The organism is Planococcus shenhongbingii (assembly GCF_030413635.1).
Classification (GTDB): domain Bacteria; phylum Bacillota; class Bacilli; order Bacillales_A; family Planococcaceae; genus Planococcus; species Planococcus shenhongbingii.
On sequence record NZ_CP129235.1, the window covers coordinates 832,934 to 851,074 of the forward strand.

Here is an 18,141-nt window from a genome sequence, read left to right on the forward strand (position 1 = left end):
AATGATAATTGGAGTGCCAAAAGAAATTAAAAACAACGAAAACCGTGTGGGAATAACACCAGCAGGCGTAACCGCTTTTAAAAAGAACGGCCATGAAATCTGGATCCAAACAACCGCAGGATCAGGAAGCGGTTTTACGGATGAAGAATATCAAAACGCAGGGGCAAAAATTGTTGGAACAGCAGAAGAGGCATGGTCAGCTGAAATGGTAATCAAAGTAAAAGAACCGGTAGCTGAGGAGTATCAGTATTTCCGTGAAGGCCAGATTCTTTATACGTACTTGCACTTGGCTCCGGAACCGGAACTGACTAAAGCGTTGATCGACAACAAAGTGACGGCTATTGCTTATGAGACGATCCAACTTGACAGTGGAGCGCTTCCGCTTCTAACACCAATGAGCGAAGTGGCCGGGCGGATGTCTGTTCAAATCGGCGCACAATTCCTTGAGAATCCAAAAGGGGGCAGAGGCGTCCTTTTAGGCGGAGTTCCCGGCGTAGCGCCAGGTAATGTAGTCATCATCGGCGGCGGCATCGTTGGAACCAATGCTGCGAAAATGGCTGTCGGCTTAGGAGCGAATGTGACAATTCTTGATGTCAATATTGACCGGCTCCGTCAGCTGGATGACCAGTTCGGCGGAAGATTGAAGACTTTGGCTTCCAACCCTTTCAATATTGCCAATGCTGTAAAAGAAGCTGACTTGCTTGTCGGCGCAGTGTTGATCCCGGGTTCTCGGGCGCCAATGCTCGTATCGGAAGAAATGGTGAAAACCATGCAGCCAGGAGCCGTTATTGTGGACGTGGCAATTGATCAAGGCGGTTCGATTGAAACGGTTGACCATATTACGACGCACAGCGATCCAACATACATCAAACATGGCGTTGTCCATTATTCCGTAGCGAATATGCCAGGAGCGGTAGCGCGTACATCAACAATGGCGTTGACGAATGTCACTATTCCATACGGCGTGCAGATTGCCAATAAAGGCTATAAACAAGCTGCATTAGCGAACAAAGCACTTGCCAAAGGCATCAACGTTGTCGATGGGAAAGTCACTTATAAAGCGGTAGCTGAAGCGCATGGCTATCAATATGTAGCAATTGAAGAAAACCTGAACGAAGCGGTAGCTGCACTTTAAGAGTATATGAACTTCTGTAAAGCAGTCTTTCATAGCTGAAGCGCAATCACCGCTAGAACTTAATACAGGCAAATAAAAACAGATAATCCCTTTGCGGATTATCTGTTTTCGGTTTGTTGAGAAAGCTAAAGATTATACATCTTACTTAACCGATATTCCGCCAACCAGCTGCGAAGACATTGGCCGAGGTCTGTGAGGCCATGTCTTTGCGACGAAGCGCGCAGCGCTGCAGGAGCATAGGGTTTCAGCCGCGGGCGAGCGCCAAGCCGCTTCGTCGCTTACGCTCCTGTTTCTGCATCGCTGCGCTAGCTTCGAAACATGAAAGGGCGTTGCAGCGCCAGGCGCTTCGTCGCAAAGGCACCACCCAACTATGGTTGGCTGATGCCTTTCCTGTGGGAATAGTGTGAGCCCTGAGACCCCGCAGGGAATGAATGGGGCAAAAGCAGTTTGCCCCGTTCATTTGCGACGAAGCTAGCGCAGCGATGCAGGAGCACACGGTCTTTGCCAGCGAGCGAGGAGGCTTAGGGCCGCACCCCTCGGAAAGCGTCCGCCCTGGAGCGAAATGAAATCGACCAGCAATCAAAACGTCTTCGGCTTCTTCACGGCCTTTACTGTTATAACAGAATGGATTTAAAAACATATTTTTAATAAATTGCAGTAAAAGTTGCTGATGTGTATTATCATACAATTAACAATGTTTTAAAAGGTGGTAATGTTCATGCAGCTAGAAGTTAATATCAAACAGAGTTTAGCATTAAAAATGACGCAGGAAATGCAACAATCGCTGCAGGTTCTCCAAATGTCGGCAGTGGAACTGCAAGCAAGTTTAGCAGAGAAAGTGTCGGAAAATCCTTTATTGAATATTGAATACCAAGATCATCAAGTGGACTTTAAAAAAATAGAGAAGATGGCTCTTTTGAAGAATCATTCGGGTTCAGCCACTTCGGTTAAACATATAAGCGAGGATTATTTACATACCAAAAGACCGGTAAGCCAGGATGTTGAGGATATAGAAAAGTACTTGGTGGAACAAATTCCGTCTAATGTCGATTTGAGTGATATCGAAAAAAGAGTCCTTCTTTTCTATATTAATAACTTAGATGAGTCGGGATATTTGGATGTTGCCTTGGACACTGCGGCTGACAAGTTTGGTGTGGAAATCGAGTCAGCGGAAAAAGTCCTGCGGATTCTTCATACCTTTGAACCGGCTGGCATTGGCGCAAGAAGCTTGAAGGAATGTCTGTTGATCCAAATGGTAGAAACCTACTCCGAAACTTGTTTGCCTTATCGAATTGTTGCCCATCATCTTGATGATTTGGCGCAAGGTGCCTTGAAAAAAATTGCAGTTTTATGCAAAGTGCCTAAAGCGGAAGTACAAGCTGCTGTTGATTTCATCAGAACGCTCAAACCAAAGCCGCTGCAGGAAGTGGCTTCAAGCGCGGTGGAGTATGTCATCCCGGATATCATTGTGGATGAAGTGGGGGGCGAATGGGTGGTAAGCGTTAATAGAAAGCATATACCAACAATATCGATCAATGAATATTACGCGCACATGATGAAAGAATGCGATGATGAGACAAAAAAGTATTTAAAAACGAATTTAAAAGATGCTAGCATCTTGATCCAAGGTTTGGAACAAAGAGATCAAACACTTTATCGGCTGGCGAGACTGCTTGTAGAAGTGCAGACAAGTTTTTTCGAAAAAGGGCTAGCGGCTTTAAAACCTATGCGTTTAAAAGATGTTGCGGAACTGTTGGAAGTCCATGAATCCACGATTAGCCGAGCGGTCAACAGCAAATACATCCAAACACCTTTTGGAGTTTTTAAGCTGCAAACGCTTTTCGCCAAAGGTTTCCTGAATACGGAGGGCCAAACAGAGTCCACTTCCCATATTAAAGCAAGGATTAAAGAAATTATTGAGTCGGAAGATAGCAGGAAACCATATTCCGACCAAAAATTGGCCGCTATATTGAAAGAGGAGAATGTCCATATTTCCCGAAGAACAGTGGCGAAATACAGAGAAGAACTGTTGATCAGCAATTCAGCGAAGAGGGTACCCTACAGTTAAGCCGATGAATTTATAAGAATATACATGAAAAGAAGGTAAAAGATTGATGGGTGGATATGCCATCAATACTTTTACCTTCTTTTTTCTGCACAAGTCTTCTATTAGCCAAAGCTTATAGAGTGATATTCAACTGCTTGCTGAGCCGCTGCAATTCGCTGTTGACGTATTCTTCACTGTAATCGAATCCGATTATTGCTATGATTTGGCCAAATTCATCGTAAAGTGGAGCGGCGCTGCTCTTCCATACCCCGTATTCATCTTCATATAAAGGCGTGACTCCGCTTTTACCTTTAAAGGCCTCATAAATTACTTTCATCATTTCAGGCGGTCCGATATATTCTTCGCCGGGTTCAATGACAAAATCATTAGATGCTGCCACATGGAGCACTTTTCCATCCGGCTGCATCTGGAATACATATACCCATTTGATTCCGCCTTCTTGCTGATGGATTGCCGTGAATTTCTGGGAAAGAGGTGCTTGGAGTGCTGCGTTCGCTGTATCTTTCATCGCATTTCGCACTTCTTCGGGAGAAATGGTCACGGCTGTGACAACGGTGATAGAACGCAAATGTTTGTTTAACTGCTCTTCCAAAATTCTCCGCTTACTGAGCTGGCCGACTCCGTTATTTTGCATTTCCCTGATTTTTTTGTATTTCCGGCTCATGGTGGGCTGGCTGATGCCCAGGATATTCGAAGCCAATTTGACCGACTTGTATTGATCCATCGCCATTGTAATCAGCTCTTCTTCCACCATTTCCACAGCTTCTTGGAGCGGCATCAATTGGCTAATCATAGGGCTGGTGACCCGGGATGGAAATTTCGGAGGAATGATTTGTTCAATCAATGAGCTCGTAATAACGGAGTCATTGGAGAGGACAATCAGACGGTCCACCATGTTTTCCAGCTCTCGAATATTGCCAGGCCATGGCTGCAAACATAAATAATCAAGTGCATCTGGAGAAAAACTGATTTCTTTATGGTAACGTGCGTTAAATTTCTGGATGAAATGCTGGATCAGGGAAGGGATTTCTTCCACTCGGTCCCGCAAAGGGGGAATCATTACCGGTACTACATTTAATCGGTAATATAAATCTTCCCGGAATTCTCCTTTTGCCACTGCTTCTTCAAGGGGTCTGTTGGTGGCCGCAACGACTTGGATATCTACTGGATACGATTGACTGCTGCCGATAGGCGTAATGACCCGTTCTTCAAGTGCCCGTAAAATTTTCACTTGCAGTGACAGCGATAATTCACCGACTTCATCCAAAAACAGAATTCCAGTATGCGCTTGGCGGAATTTCCCTTCGACACCGCCTCTTTTAGCTCCCGTAAAAGCCCCATCTACAAACCCGAATAATTCACTTTCCAGTAAGTTCTCAGGAATTGCTCCGCAGTTTATGGAAACAAATGGTTTATCGGCGCGATTGCCTATTCGGTGGATCGTTTTTGCCGCCATTTCTTTTCCGACCCCCGATTCCCCGAGCAAGAGGACGGTTACTCCGACTGCAGCAACTTTCTGCAGTTTAGAAGCGACTTCCTGCATTGCTTGGCTGTTCACGATAAAAGACGAAGATTTGAAATCAATCGATTCGGTTTTTTCTTTCTCTATATAGGAAGGGACCAGATGTGTATAAGCAAAGTAGAAATGATTTTGATCCTTAAAGACCGTGGTCAGGACATCGAGCCCGATCCAGGTGGTTTGCCGGAAAACCTGTTTTTCTAAACCTGCTTCTATTTGGGAATAAACCCCTTCCGTGAATAATTTGATTTCCAGTTCATTTATTGTTTTATATGCAGAAATATTATCCGGAAAGGCAGCGCCTTCCCCGTCTGCTGAGCAAATATGGCCGTCCTTGGTGGCCACAATCAAGTAATCATAAATTTGAAGTAAGACAGATTTCCATTCCATTTGCAATGCTCCTATTCGAAATTTCAGAATTGAATTTATATTTCATTAATGAATGAAGTTACGGAAAACCATTCTTGTGAAGCAAGAATTAAAGCGCTTTCATAGTTGGCACGCTTATTGCTATATAAATTAATATACATTTAAATATTTTTAAAATGGGAGGTTAATTATGAAAGAGAAGAGCAAATACGAACAAAATCTTCAATCTGATGACCCATTTATCCGAGGCATGTATGAAGACTTGGAACAAAGAATCCAAGTTTATGAAAATAGCGAAAACGACAAGACAGAACATACCCAATGGAAAGATGCCACGGGAGTAATAGCCATTATGAGCCTGATTACCATCCTCTTAGTTGCTACAGTTATATAGAGTCTAGAATACCATGCAAAAAATGTTTTACCAATACTAGAAAATGACAGTTAAGAAGGAGGGGTTTTATGCCAAAACAAACATCGGCTGTAACAAATGACGTGGCTTTCGGATTTTTGCCCACAGATAAAAAAGGGCGCATTTTCAATTTCGGGGATTTACTGCTTGTCCAAGTTGTCATTGGTTTATCAGCTTTCGGTCTCTTGACCGGCGCTTATACAGGAACCATGTTGGGGTCATCCGAATCCTTGGCAGCCACGCTCTTTGGAAATGCCTTTCCAATGTTTTTGATCGCACCCATTATTCTATTCTTCGCCAGGTATGGGATCGATACATTTGTCGGCTTCCGCAGTTCTCTGGGTTATAAAGGCGCATACGGATTTTTCTTCATCTTTTTGGTTCTAACTCTCGGCTATATTGCGATTGCTTTGTTTATGGCAGGGGAGGCTTTGGTTGAAGTGGCTGTCTGGCTGGGTATGCCTTCTTTCTTTGCCAGTCCCGGGACCGGTACACCGTTTTTTGCCATATTCCTGTTTGCAGTCACGTTTATGATTACGGTGCGCGGCCCTGCAGCCATTCGGAGATTCAATCTTTTTGCAGTTCCGGCTTTCATTATTTTTCTGGTAGGGCTGGTCGCGATTATCCTGTTTGGTCAACATATTCCGGCCTTGAACTCGTTGCTTCCTACTGAACCATTTGAAACCAATTCACGTTCACTTGCCATCGCCCTTGAAATCAATATCGGTTTAGGGTTCTCGTGGCTCCCTTATTTAGGGCAATACAGCAGGCTTGCTAAAAATGAAAAGCACGCTTTTAAAGCTGGTTTCTATAGTTTTGGTGTCATCGTTTCTTTGGCATCGATTGTCGCGGCTTTTTCAACATTGATCGCAGGTTCACTGGCACCGGCAAGCTGGATGATGCCAATCGCAGGTCCATACGCCGGATTTATCGGTTTGGTGATGCTGACAGTAGCCAACGTAGGTGCAGCGATTTTCCTTATGTATTCGCAAGCGGTCAGCTTCAAAGCTTTGTTCCCGAAAAAGACATGGCTATTTTCAATGGCAACTACGATTCCTGCGGTATTCCTATTATTAAGCGCTACTTTCTATAACGCTTTCGGGTCTTTCATAGCAGTCATTTCATTTATCATGGCAAGCCTTGGCGGAATTATTATCGCCGATTACTTCTTTGTTAAAAAGCAAAAGATTTCCTTAAGGCATCTTTACGATACAGAAGGCGCCTATACGTATTGGAAAGGGGTAAACCCATCCGCACTTGTCGCGATTGCCGTCAGTGTCCTGGTTTACTGGGGGCTGTATAATCCGCTTACGTTTAACTCAAGTTCCTTATTTTTATACATGTCAGCAGGAATCCCGACTTATTTTGCAGCATTGATTTCGTATTATGTGTCCGCTAAATATATTTTCAAATATGAAGTTGATCAAGTTAACAGCACTATTGTTGTAAACACTAAAGAAACAGCAAGTACCTTAATCTCGAAAGGGGAAATTTAATATGTTCACACAAAGCATGGATTTTAAAACGACCGATTTAACGACGTTTCCGTTTCCATTTACTTCAGGGAATTACCGCTATTCCAACGACTTGAAAAAACTGCAAAATATAAACTGCGTGGAAATCACTCCAGAGTATGAGTTGATGATCCGAGCCAAAAGACGCCTGTTAGAAGAACAGCCGGATGTCCGTTTTCAATCTTTTCCACATACGCATGAAATGCAATGGGAAGTGCTGGAAATGCTGGTCGACATGGCGGTCAGCCGTTACCCACAGCATTTTGAAGTGACGAAGGATGGCTCCAACTGGACGTTCAAAAACAACATATTAGCAGAAGAAGAGTCGTTTGTTTTTGGAGACTCCAGCACGTTGGAGCTAGAGCCTTTGGATTATATTGGCCGCCATTTCCATAACGATTTTGTTTTGATGGTGCAGCGCGATGACAATTATTACTTGGAAGTTGGACAAGTGTCTTACGCCGCTTTGTTTTCAGCTCATTGGAATAAAGGGATGTCTTTTAATGAAATTCATGGCCCTGTTCCATTCGTATCGCGAAAAGGCGATCAGCTGGCAGATCGGGTCCGCCAGTTCTTGCACTCGATTGAAGCGGGGGAACCTTGGACGCGCATCAATTGGAACTTAATGGCTAACCGCTGGGACGTTAACTACGAAACAATGGATGTTTGGGCGCCAGAGAGAGATTTAATCACGGCTGAAAATGCCGGCGAACTGGTCCGCCTTCGGGTAGAAGAGCAGAAGTTTTACCGGATGCCAAGAAGCAATGCGATTTTATTTGTTTTGAATACGCAGTTCCTGCCAATGGAAGACATGAAATTACGCCAGGAATGGTTTGATTTAACTTATAGCGTTTTGCAGGATATTCCAGAACCGATGGCAGAGTATAAAGGGATTGCGCCTTACTTGCCGCAAACGGTTGAATACTTGCGCAGAGAAGATGAAAAAATGAAAGCAAATCAAGAAAGCCGAGCATAAAGGAGAGGATTTTATGTACAGCCGTCCGGTATTATTTGATCAATCCCCTACATTAGCCGATAAATTTTCACTGTTGCAAGGACGCACAAAAATTGCGGTGTTGTTTGATGAAAGCGGAAAATGGCAAGCAGAAGACTTGTTGGAAAAAGTGGGGAATATTCCTGCAACTGCGCTTCTGATTTCAGAAAGCACGTCCAGCCAGACAATCAGTGAATTCATTGTTTCTCAAAAAATGGGAACCCAATTATGCATTATCGCCGAATGGGATACGGCTTATCGGATTTTTTCTGCTGCTGTTGACGAAGGCGCATCAGAAGAGGAAATCCAAACACTCATTATCGGTCAAAAAAAGCGCTTTATCTACTGCATGAAGTGTTTCAGCACTTCTGAAATTCCGGTCAATGAGTCAGCTGTTCAATGCCAGTGCAGCGCTCATTTAGAAGTTGGGCCATTCTTTTCAAAGTTTAGAAAAGGTTATATTGGTTATCCTTTTATACCTGTCGAACAGCGACAAACAGTGGGGAGTTGATAGAGATGAGAGTCGCAGGGAATATTCAAGTAAAAGTTGTTCAAATTACACGAGAGACAGAGTTTGTAAAGCGGTTCCGCTTTGCTCCTACCGATAATTTGCTGTTGCCGGCATTTGCAGGAGGAGCTCATATAAAAACCTTCCTGAAAAAAGATGGCGAGGTTTTAGAAAGGGCTTATTCTCTTGTAAGCCCGCCTACAGAACGGAATTTCTACGAAATAGCGATCAGACAAGATGATTATTCAACAGGGGGATCCCTTTATTGGCATACGGAAGTCGAGGTTGGTACAGAACTCGAAATCAGTTTCCCGAGAAATCATTTTGCATTGAGCTACCAGGCGAAGCACCATGTGTTCTATGCAGCAGGCATAGGCATCACGCCGTTTCTGACAATGGCGAAAGATTTGGAGGAGTGGCAGACTTTCGAACTCCATTACACTGCCCGTACGGCAGAACAATGTGCATTTTATGAACAATTAAAAGAACAGTACGGGGACCGTTGCCATTTCCACTTTTCACGCAGCGATAACCCGCAAAAGATGTCGCCGGCTTCCATGCTGGATCACCGCATCGGCACGCATGTCTATTTCTGCGGACCGGTAAGCATGGTAAAAGAATACCGGGATGCAGCAGCATCCTATGGATACCCGGCAAAAGCCATTCATTTCGAGTTATTCTCCAGCGGCCAGGATAATGGACCAAAAAATGCATTCATTGCCGAACTGATCGACAGTGAAACAACGCTGCATGTAGGAGAGAATGAAACCTTGTTGGATGCGCTGTTAAAAGCAGGAATTGACGCGCCGTACGCTTGTAAAATAGGCGGCTGCGGCAGCTGTGAATTAGAAGTCGCAGAAGGTGAAGTTCTTCACCGTGATATCTTCTTGACGGATGATGACCGCCAAAAACGAAACTCTATTATCGCTTGCTGTTCACGCGCCAAATCCGGAAAAATCGCGATTAAAATTTAATCTCAAAATAATAAAGGGGGAAAATAAAATGACAGTATTAACAAGTGTATTGGAATTGAAAAATTATATTAACGGAGAATGGCGGTTGGCTGAATCCGGCGAAACGAGTGTGGTCATCAATCCGGCAAACCAGGAAGTGATCGCCCATGCGCCGCGTTCAAGCAAAGAAGAGACGGAAGAAGCAATCCGCGCTGCGCGCGCATCATTTGAAAGCGGTCTTTGGTCCGGCAAAACGACGCATGAACGTGCAGCCATTCTCAATGCGATTGCAGACAAAATCGATGAGCGGGCAGAAGAATTGACGGTTCTGGAGACGATGGATAACGGCAAACGCAAAGATGAAGCAGCAGCTGATGTCGCGGATGCTGCAACTTGCTTCCGTTATTATGCCGGCTTGATCCTGCATCCTGAAGGCGAAACGTATCAGGTGCCTGACAATGTACAGGCAATGGTAGTGAAAGAGCCAGTAGGCGTGGCAGGATTGATTGTTCCCTGGAACTTCCCACTTCTTATGAGCGTTTGGAAAATCGCGCCTGCACTAGCAGCAGGAAACTCTATCGTGTACAAACCTGCTGAAGTAACACCGGTTACAGCAATGAAACTGTTTGAAATCCTCGAAGAAGTTGGAGTCCCTAAAGGGGTTGCGAATATGGTATTGGGCCGTGGTTCAATTATTGGCCAAACCATTTCTGAAAGCATGGACGTAGATGTTGTATCTTTCACTGGAAGCACAGAAGTGGGACGCGAAATCATGCGGGCAGCAGCTGGCAACCTGAAGAAAATTTCGCTTGAACTGGGCGGCAAATCGCCTAATATCGTTTTTGCAGATGCTGATTTTGAAACAGCTGTGGATTACGGTTTGTTTGGAATCTTCTTGGGCGCCGGACAAGTATGTTCGTCGGGAAGCCGCATTTTAGTGGAAGAAAGCATTTACGACAAATATGTTGAACGCTACGTGGAACGTGCCAATAAAATCAAAGTCGGCCCTGGATTAGAAGAAGGCAATGATGTAGGGGCAATTGTCAGCGAAGCACAAATGAACAGTATTTTAAACTACATCGAAATCGGCAAAGCGGAAGGTGCCACATTAGCGGCTGGCGGCTATCGCTTAACTGAAGATGGCCTTGATAAAGGGTTTTTCATCAAACCTACCGTCTTCACAGACGTTACAAATGACATGCGCATAGTTCGCGAAGAAATCTTTGGCCCTGTTGTGACCATTCAAAAATTCCGTACAGAAGAAGAAGCGATTCAATTGGCGAATGATACAGACTATGGTCTTGCAGGCGGCGTATTCTCAAATGACGGAGCAAAAGCGCTGCGCGTCATTAAGAAAATCCGCGCTGGCATTACGTGGATAAATGATTACCATCCAACTTATGTGGAAGGCCCATGGGGCGGATATAAACAAAGCGGTATTGGCAGAAGCCTCGGGAAATACGGCATGGAAGATTTCCAAGAGGTAAAGCAAATTAACACGAGACTGAATGTTGAACCAAATGGCTGGTTCCCCAGCTGAAACGATTAAAAAATAATCACATCTTTATTGTTAATAAGATCGTTTTGTTAAAGAAAGGCCAGTAAGTTTACGGCAAATGCATATTTTAAAAGCCCCAGCTAAAAAGCGCAACTTCCGTAGTTAGAGATGACTAACAACGGAGAGCGGTTTTTCAGCTGCGGCTTTTTTTGCGTTGTATCATTTGTAGCATCTAGTATTAACAGGAAGAAGCAAATGGCACTAATTATTTCGAATGTGCAGAAAACTATGATAATTATGATGGCGATATGCTACTATAAAAGGTACATATAACTACGAAAGTATACGGATAAAAAAATGTGAAAAAATTGTAGGTAATTTGGAATGCGAAAACGAATCCAATAGATTGCATAAGTAAGGCATTCCTGACAGTCAAAACTACAATACAAAGGCAAAGAGGAGAGAAGCCGATGACTGGCATAAGAAGGTTGTTCCTGGCAAATGACCAAAGAGTATTTAAAGTTGCCCACTCCCAGGATGAGGGAAATGAAGGAATAGAAGAGTTAGCCAATCAACGAGTTCTGGAAGTTATTCTTTATTATGAAACAAGAAATAAAAAACCATATGATTTACTTGTTGTGGAGTTTGACCGGCTTGTATTAAGTTCAGAAGGAAAAGAGGCAGGTACCTGTAAGGAAGAAAGAATAAAGCGGCATCATTTCTTTGGAATCGGCTTTAAAACTGCAGAAGATCTAGCTGCTAAAAAAAGCCCATTGTCTTTGCCGTCAGCCCCGATCGTTCCGACGCTTAAAGAAAAAGAAGCCTTATATAAATACATAGAGGAGAACCTTCCCTCCTTATCGCTGGAAGCGCCTTTGGTTTTAGAAATGAATCTTAAACGTCTGCAATTGATTTATCAAAACCAAGTTAAATTAATTAAAGAGGCAATGAAAATAAGAAATGGCAAGAGATGATGAGCAACAAGAAATTCATTGCAAAAAGCTTTAAGGAGTATAAGAAGAACGATTTAAAAATGAAAGGTTAATAAGGCGGTGCCAGCAGCTCTTATAGTTGCTGGCACCGCTTTTTCTTCTATATAAATATAGAAAGGAAAGGGTTGTCCTGGCACAGGCGACAAAGTTGACTTTCAATGTTATTGAATGCGCTTCCATTTATCCTCTATGATTTAAGTAAGATTAAAAAAGCGAAGGCTTTTTTCATAGAAAGGATGAATGAGATGAATCAATCAGCAATTAAAGTTTCCATACAAAAGTTCGGCAACTTCTTGAGTTCGATGGTGCTGCCGAACATCGGCGCATTTATCGCTTGGGGATTAATCACGGCATTGTTCATTCCAACGGGCTTTTTCCCGAATGAAGAACTCGGCAAAATGGTCGGTCCGATGGTTACCTATATGCTGCCGCTGTTGATCGGGTATACAGGGGGCCGGCTAATCTATGACCAGCGGGGCGGCGTAGTCGGTACGATTGCAACGATGGGGGTTATTATCGGGGCACCGGATACACCAATGTTTTTAGGGGCTATGATTATGGGGCCGCTCGGGGCGTTTGTCATTAAGAAATTTGATCAATTGATCGAAGGTAAGGTCCGGACCGGATTTGAAATGCTGGTCAACAACTTTTCTGCCGGTATTTTGGGAGGCGGACTTGCTATCCTGGCGTTCCTCGGAGTTGGCCCGGCTGTAAAAGCATTTACAGAAGTGCTAGTTTCAGGAGTTGACTGGTTATTGGCAGCAGGCTTGTTGCCGTTAACGAGTATTTTAATCGAACCGGCAAAAATTCTGTTCTTGAACAACGCCATCAACCATGGCGTCTTGTCGCCAATCGGATTGGAGCAAGTTCAGCAAGCCGGGAAATCAGTTCTGTTCTTATTGGAATCAAACCCAGGACCAGGTCTTGGTGTGTTGCTTGCATTTATGCTGTTTGGAAAAGGAATGGCGAAACAATCAGCTCCAGGAGCGGCCATCATCCATTTCTTCGGCGGGATTCATGAAATTTACTTCCCGTACGTGCTGATGAAGCCGATGTTGCTGGTATCAGTCATTTTAGGTGGTATGAGCGGCGTCTTTACACTTGTGTTGATGGGCGGAGGTTTGGTGGCTCCTGCATCACCAGGAAGCATTCTAGCGATTGCAGCAGTAACACCGCCTGAAGGAATGGCTTACTTGGCTAACTTTGCAGCGGTATTTGTTGCAACAGCCGTTTCGTTCCTGATTTCCGCTGTCATTCTGAAATCGAGCAAACAAACAGATGAAGATATTAACGAAGCGACAAAGAAAATGGAACAAATGAAAGGCAAGAAAAGCTCAATTGCTGGAGAGTTAGGAGCGACTGCAGCAACGGCTAAAGGTGTATTCCCGGAAAACGTGGAAAAAATTATTTTTGCCTGTGATGCCGGAATGGGATCGAGTGCGATGGGCGCTTCTCTTCTGCGCAAGAAAGTAAAAGAAGCAGGACTGGATGTTAAAGTAACGAATACGGCAATCAGCACCATTCCTTCCGATTCTCCAATCGTCATCACACAGGAAGAACTGACTCCGCGGGCGCAAAGCAAAGTGCCAAACGCCTATCATATTTCAGTGGCTAACTTCCTATCAAGCCCGGAATACGATAAATTGATCGATCGGCTGAAAAATGGTGTGATAGGCGAGCAAGTGGAGCTGGTGGAAGAAAGCGAAGCTGCAGCAACAGAAGCACCACATGAAACTCAAGAAGATCAGCTGCTGCTTGAAGAAAACATCTTTATCGGCCAAAGCTTCAGCAATAAAGAAGAAGCGATCCGCTTTGCCGGACAAGCACTTGTGAATGCTGGCTATGTGGAAGAATCCTATGTCGATGAAATGATGAAGCGTGAAGAAATCACGACAACTTATATGGGCAACAATGTTGCGATTCCCCACGGCACCGAAGAAGCCAAAAAATCGGTCAACAAATCAGGCTTTACTGTTGTTCAGGTTCCAAATGGAGTAGACTTTAATGGAGAAAATGCAAAATTGATCTTTGGCATCGCCGGCAAAGACGGCACTCACTTGGAAATCCTTTCAGGTATTGCAGTCATTTGTGCTGAACAGGACAACGTCGATCAGCTGGCGGAAGCAAAATCCGCTAAAGAATTATTAGAGATTATAAACAGCAACTAAATATTTCAAATAGAAAGGCAGGATTTCCTGCCTTTTTGCCTATATGTTGAACCAATGGGTTTTTGCTTGTCGATATTCTGCCAAACAGATAGGCTTGCCGCAGGCGTCTCCGCTGTTTTGCTCCATATCTAAGAGAATTATCATCAAAAAGCTATATCAATAATCCTCTTTTTTCTAAAAAGCGTATAAAGTGCAGGCGCGTCCACGGGCGAGATGGAGTGATGAGTCGAGTGTTCTTCTCGGCTCATCGCGGAAGTCCTGCCCAAAGCGGCCGAAGCGGTATTTAAAGGTAAGCTCTTTAGTTCAACATATCTATTTTGCATTTCTCGCTCTTGAAGGAATCTTAAAAGTGAAATGAGTGAAATAGATGTTTATTACATTTAGGGAAAAGTCCATTATCGAGTTGATTGTCAGAACATCTGGAAAGCATACGGTACACTCCCTATCTACCTATCTGAATGTCAGTGCCAGAACAATCCAGCGGGATTTGAAGTCAGTAGAGAAGCTGCTGAAGCAATTTGATTTAGAAGTAAAGCGCACAGCAAATGAAGGACTCTTCATTGAAGGGAATGATGATCAAGTCTACCGGCTGATCCAGCGCTTGATCAGTGTCAGCCCGACCGACGAAACGCCGGAAGAGCGGAAGTTAAGTTTGCTGATCATTTTGCTGCATGAAGGCTCTTCTTTCAAAAAGCAGGTCCTAGCCAAACAAGTGGGGATCAGCACTGCAACGCTGACGTCGTACTTGGATGATTTGACCGAATGGCTGCATAAGTTTTCGGTTACTTTGTCGAGGAGAAGAGGCGTCGGGATAGAAGTGGACGGCCAGGAAGCCAATAAAAGGCATTCACTGGCCAGTTACTTCCTTGTTTATTTTTACGAAGAACTCATAGAAAGTTTGTATTTCCTGCAACAAGGGAAAAACCCGGAAGAGAAAATTCTCGGCTATTTTTCACCGCAGTATCTGGCCATGATCGATGGATTGGTGAACCAAAAAATCAATAAAGAACAAACAAGATTGGCGGACAGTGATTATATTGGATTAGTGGTGTATATATGCTTGACGCTGCAGCGGACGGAACAGCAATTCCTGCTGGAACCAGGTGAAGGGGTTTCAAGTGAATCGGCTGGAGAGCATCAATTGATGGAAGCGATTTGCGAAGAGTTAAGCGAACAGCTTGCCATAGCGCTGACTACGGAAGACGTGCATTTTTTGACGGTCATTTTAAAAGGGTCAAAAGTACAGGCGGCTGACTTGGTCTATTACGACAGTGTGCTGCTTGGCAAGCTGATCAAAAACCTCATTCATGATGTGTCAGCCCAGTTGCATATCGATTTGACCGATGACTTTTCACTGTATCAAGGCTTGCTCGCGCATATGGGACCATCCATTTTCCGCTTGAAGCAAAACCTGGAACCTTTTAATCCATTGACCGACGAAATCAAAAGAAAATACCCAGTCTTATTTATGGCAGTAAAGCAGAGCCTGGAAAATGAATTCAAGAAGCTGGAGTTTCCGGCAGATGAAGTCGCTTTTATTGTCCTGCATTTCGGTTCGGCTTTGCTGATGAACGAAGAAAGAGTGCAAATCAATGCAGTAGTCGTCTGCCCGACAGGCATCGGAACTTCCAAGATGCTGGCGAGCCGCATTCAAAAAGAGCTGACGGAAATCAGTTCGGTAGAAATTTTATCGATCAACGATTTTCAAACAGCTCATTTTCAGGATTATGATTTGGTGATTTCCACGATTCGGCTGCCGATTACAGAGGTCGATTATATTATGGTGAGTCCATTGCTCAGTGACAAAGATATCGGATCCATCGAAAGTTACTTGCAGAACAATTTAGAGAAAATCACCAGGAAAAAGCAATACTTGAATTTTGGAAACCCGGACGAAGTCCGATTTGAGAACAATCGGCCGAACATACAGAATCTCCTGCGGGAAATAAAAGATGTGCAGTCCAGCATGGATGCTATTTTAACCAATTTTATGGTGTTTAGAAAACAGCAGGTCAAGGATCACTGGAAGGTTTTAAATGAAGTGCTTGAGCAGGCAGAACGGGACGGGCTTGTCGCCAGTGCCGATGTCGCCATGCGCCAATTAGAAGAGCGGGAAGCAAAAGGCGGGCTCGGGATTCCGAATACCGATATGGCTCTTTACCATTGCCGCGATGAATCTATTCGGGAGCTCTTGTTTCAAATAGTGCATTTGGATACCCCGTCCACGGTCAAAGGGATGGACGGCGGAAGGGTGCAGATGAGAAATCTGCTGTTGATGCTGGCACCGCTCGACATGAGTGCCAGAGAACAGGAAATATTGAGCCTCATCAGTTCAAGCTTGATCGAAAGCGACGCAGCCATGATGATTTTTTCATCTTCCAATGAGAGCATGATCCGAAACAAACTGGAAGATTTATTTTTTGATTACCTACAAAATAATTTGATAAAGGAATGATCCCATTGAAACAAACCGTTCATTTTGGAGCAGGAAACATTGGCAGAGGGTTTATCGGGGCGTTATTTTCCGCATCCGGTTATCATGTGACATTCGTGGATGTTGCAGACCAGATTATCGATAAATTAAATGAAGAACAAAAGTACAACGTAAAACTGGCACAAGCGCAAGAAGAAACGATTACAATTGAAAATGTTTCAGGCGTCAATAATATGAAAGATGAAGGCGGCGTTATCGAAGTTATCCAAAAAGCGACTTATTTGACCACCGCAATTGGCCCGAATATCTTGCCGCGAATTGCACCGTTGATTGCCCGAGGCATTGCGGAACGCCTTCAGGCTACCGATGAAAAATTGTATGTCATCGCTTGTGAAAACCAAATTGGAGCAACCGATATCTTGAAAAAGCATATTCTGGACAATCTCGACGAGGAAACGAAGAACAAGCTGGAAGGCAAAATTTATTTTTTCAACTCCGCAGTCGATCGGATCGTGCCGATTCAAGACAGCAGTTCACTCGATGTACTCGTGGAACCTTATTACGAGTGGGTAGTCGAAACTAGCGAAACAATTCCACCGGTAACAGGCATGACCCTTGTCGAGAATCTTGCACCTTTTATCGAACGGAAGCTTTTTACCGTTAATACAGGGCATGCCGTGATTGCGTACCTTGGTTATCTTGCCGGCAAGCCGACAATTGACCAAACCTTGGCCGATAAGCAAATTGAAGACCAAGTGCGGGAAACGCTGAAAGAAACAGGCGCATATCTGATAAAAGAGTACGGCCTTGATGAAGAAGAACACTTGGCTTATATCAATAAAAACATCGAGCGCTTCAAGAATTCGTTTTTAAATGACGGCGTTACAAGAGTAGGACGGGCACCTATCCGCAAGCTAGGACCGGATGACCGCTTTATCCGGCCGGCGACGCAAGCGCAAAAAGCTGGATTGTCTTATACCTATCTGGCCAAAGCGATTGCAGCTGCGTTAGCTTTCGACAATCCAGAAGATGAAGATGCAATGAAAATTCAAAGCATGATCCAGGAAAACGGCCCTGCATCGGTGTTGAAAGAAGTAAGCGGGCTGGAAGAAGACAGCGAAATCACTCAAGAAGTGATTCGGCAGTATGAATCTTTGAAAGCATAGTAAGTGAGAAGCCCTCTTAAGAATCATCTTAAGAGGGCTTTTTGTGCTGTTTTCTTAAAGAATTTGGCTAAAGACAATTTCTTTTACTTCCTGGAATGAATCATCGGGAAGTCTTTCGACAAATACAGCGTTTCGGGCTGACAAATCAAGCGATTTGATGTGCTGGCATAGGACGGAACCCTGAGTGGCGGTTCTCGAGTCCAAAAGGAAATTTAAATGGAAGGGCGTTTTATTGATAACGCAAACTTCTTTCATTTAGAAGATGTAAATAAAGTGACTGATGAAGAATTATACGATCAGTTACTGGATGAGTTTCCACAATGGTTGAAAGAAGCGAAAGAAAAAAAGGTATTGCGATGATATATGCGAAAAGGCCGACTTGAAGAAGTCGGCCTTTTGTATTTTTTTTAG

13 protein-coding genes and 1 pseudogene are annotated in these 18,141 nt (G+C 44.0%); 13 read left to right on the plus strand and 1 reads right to left on the minus strand.

What is annotated here, in order from left to right:
• The first annotated feature begins 1 nt into the window (after window position 1).
• Window positions 2–1,135, plus strand: coding sequence for an alanine dehydrogenase (gene ald / locus QWY16_RS04155; RefSeq protein WP_300991635.1), 1,134 nt, complete (start codon window positions 2–4; stop codon window positions 1,133–1,135).
• A gap of 718 nt (window positions 1,136–1,853) precedes the next feature.
• Window positions 1,854–3,203, plus strand: a complete 1,350-nt coding sequence (gene rpoN / locus QWY16_RS04160) for an RNA polymerase factor sigma-54 (protein WP_300991636.1) — start codon at window positions 1,854–1,856, stop codon at window positions 3,201–3,203.
• A gap of 112 nt (window positions 3,204–3,315) precedes the next feature.
• On the opposite strand, the gene QWY16_RS04165 is transcribed toward rpoN, so the two are convergent.
• Window positions 3,316–5,112, minus strand: coding sequence for a sigma 54-interacting transcriptional regulator (locus QWY16_RS04165; RefSeq protein WP_300991637.1), 1,797 nt, complete (start codon window positions 5,110–5,112; stop codon window positions 3,316–3,318).
• A gap of 169 nt (window positions 5,113–5,281) precedes the next feature.
• On the opposite strand from QWY16_RS04165, the gene QWY16_RS04170 reads away from it, so the two are divergent.
• The 11 genes and pseudogenes from QWY16_RS04170 to QWY16_RS04220 form a co-directional block, all read left to right on the plus strand.
• The gene (locus tag QWY16_RS04170) at window positions 5,282–5,485 is read left to right on the plus strand and encodes a hypothetical protein (protein ID WP_300991638.1); all 204 of its coding nucleotides are present in this window, start codon (window positions 5,282–5,284) and stop codon (window positions 5,483–5,485) included.
• A 68-nt stretch (window positions 5,486–5,553) separates the two neighbouring features.
• Window positions 5,554–6,999, plus strand: a complete 1,446-nt coding sequence (locus tag QWY16_RS04175) for a purine-cytosine permease family protein (RefSeq protein ID WP_300991639.1) — start codon at window positions 5,554–5,556, stop codon at window positions 6,997–6,999.
• Window position 7,000: 1 nt separating this feature from the next.
• Entirely contained in the window at window positions 7,001–7,993 is a 993-nt protein-coding gene (locus QWY16_RS04180; protein WP_300991641.1) for a heme-dependent oxidative N-demethylase family protein, read from the plus strand.
• A gap of 13 nt (window positions 7,994–8,006) precedes the next feature.
• Window positions 8,007–8,522, plus strand: coding sequence for a hypothetical protein (locus tag QWY16_RS04185; protein ID WP_300991642.1), 516 nt, complete (start codon window positions 8,007–8,009; stop codon window positions 8,520–8,522).
• Window positions 8,523–8,527: 5 nt separating this feature from the next.
• Window positions 8,528–9,493, plus strand: coding sequence for a PDR/VanB family oxidoreductase (locus QWY16_RS04190; protein ID WP_300991643.1), 966 nt, complete (start codon window positions 8,528–8,530; stop codon window positions 9,491–9,493).
• A gap of 28 nt (window positions 9,494–9,521) precedes the next feature.
• Entirely contained in the window at window positions 9,522–11,012 is a 1,491-nt protein-coding gene (locus QWY16_RS04195; protein ID WP_300991645.1) for an aldehyde dehydrogenase family protein, read from the plus strand.
• Window positions 11,013–11,440: 428 nt separating this feature from the next.
• A complete protein-coding gene (locus QWY16_RS04200) occupies window positions 11,441–11,944 on the plus strand; it encodes a hypothetical protein (RefSeq protein ID WP_300991647.1) in 504 nt (167 codons plus the stop codon).
• Window positions 11,945–12,207: 263 nt separating this feature from the next.
• The gene (locus QWY16_RS04205) at window positions 12,208–14,130 is read left to right on the plus strand and encodes a PTS mannitol transporter subunit IICBA (RefSeq protein WP_300991649.1); all 1,923 of its coding nucleotides are present in this window, start codon (window positions 12,208–12,210) and stop codon (window positions 14,128–14,130) included.
• 367 nt (window positions 14,131–14,497) lie between these two features.
• Complete coding sequence (locus tag QWY16_RS04210; RefSeq protein WP_300991650.1) at window positions 14,498–16,585, plus strand: BglG family transcription antiterminator; 2,088 nt, start codon at window positions 14,498–14,500, stop codon at window positions 16,583–16,585.
• 5 nt (window positions 16,586–16,590) lie between these two features.
• Window positions 16,591–17,730 carry a mannitol-1-phosphate 5-dehydrogenase gene (locus QWY16_RS04215; protein ID WP_300991651.1) on the plus strand — a complete coding sequence of 380 codons (1,140 nt, stop codon included), beginning with the start codon at window positions 16,591–16,593 and terminating at the stop codon, window positions 17,728–17,730.
• A gap of 216 nt (window positions 17,731–17,946) precedes the next feature.
• Window positions 17,947–18,090 (plus strand): annotated as a pseudogene (locus QWY16_RS04220) (VWA domain-containing protein); the annotation flags it as partial.
• Window positions 18,091–18,141 lie beyond the last annotated feature (51 nt).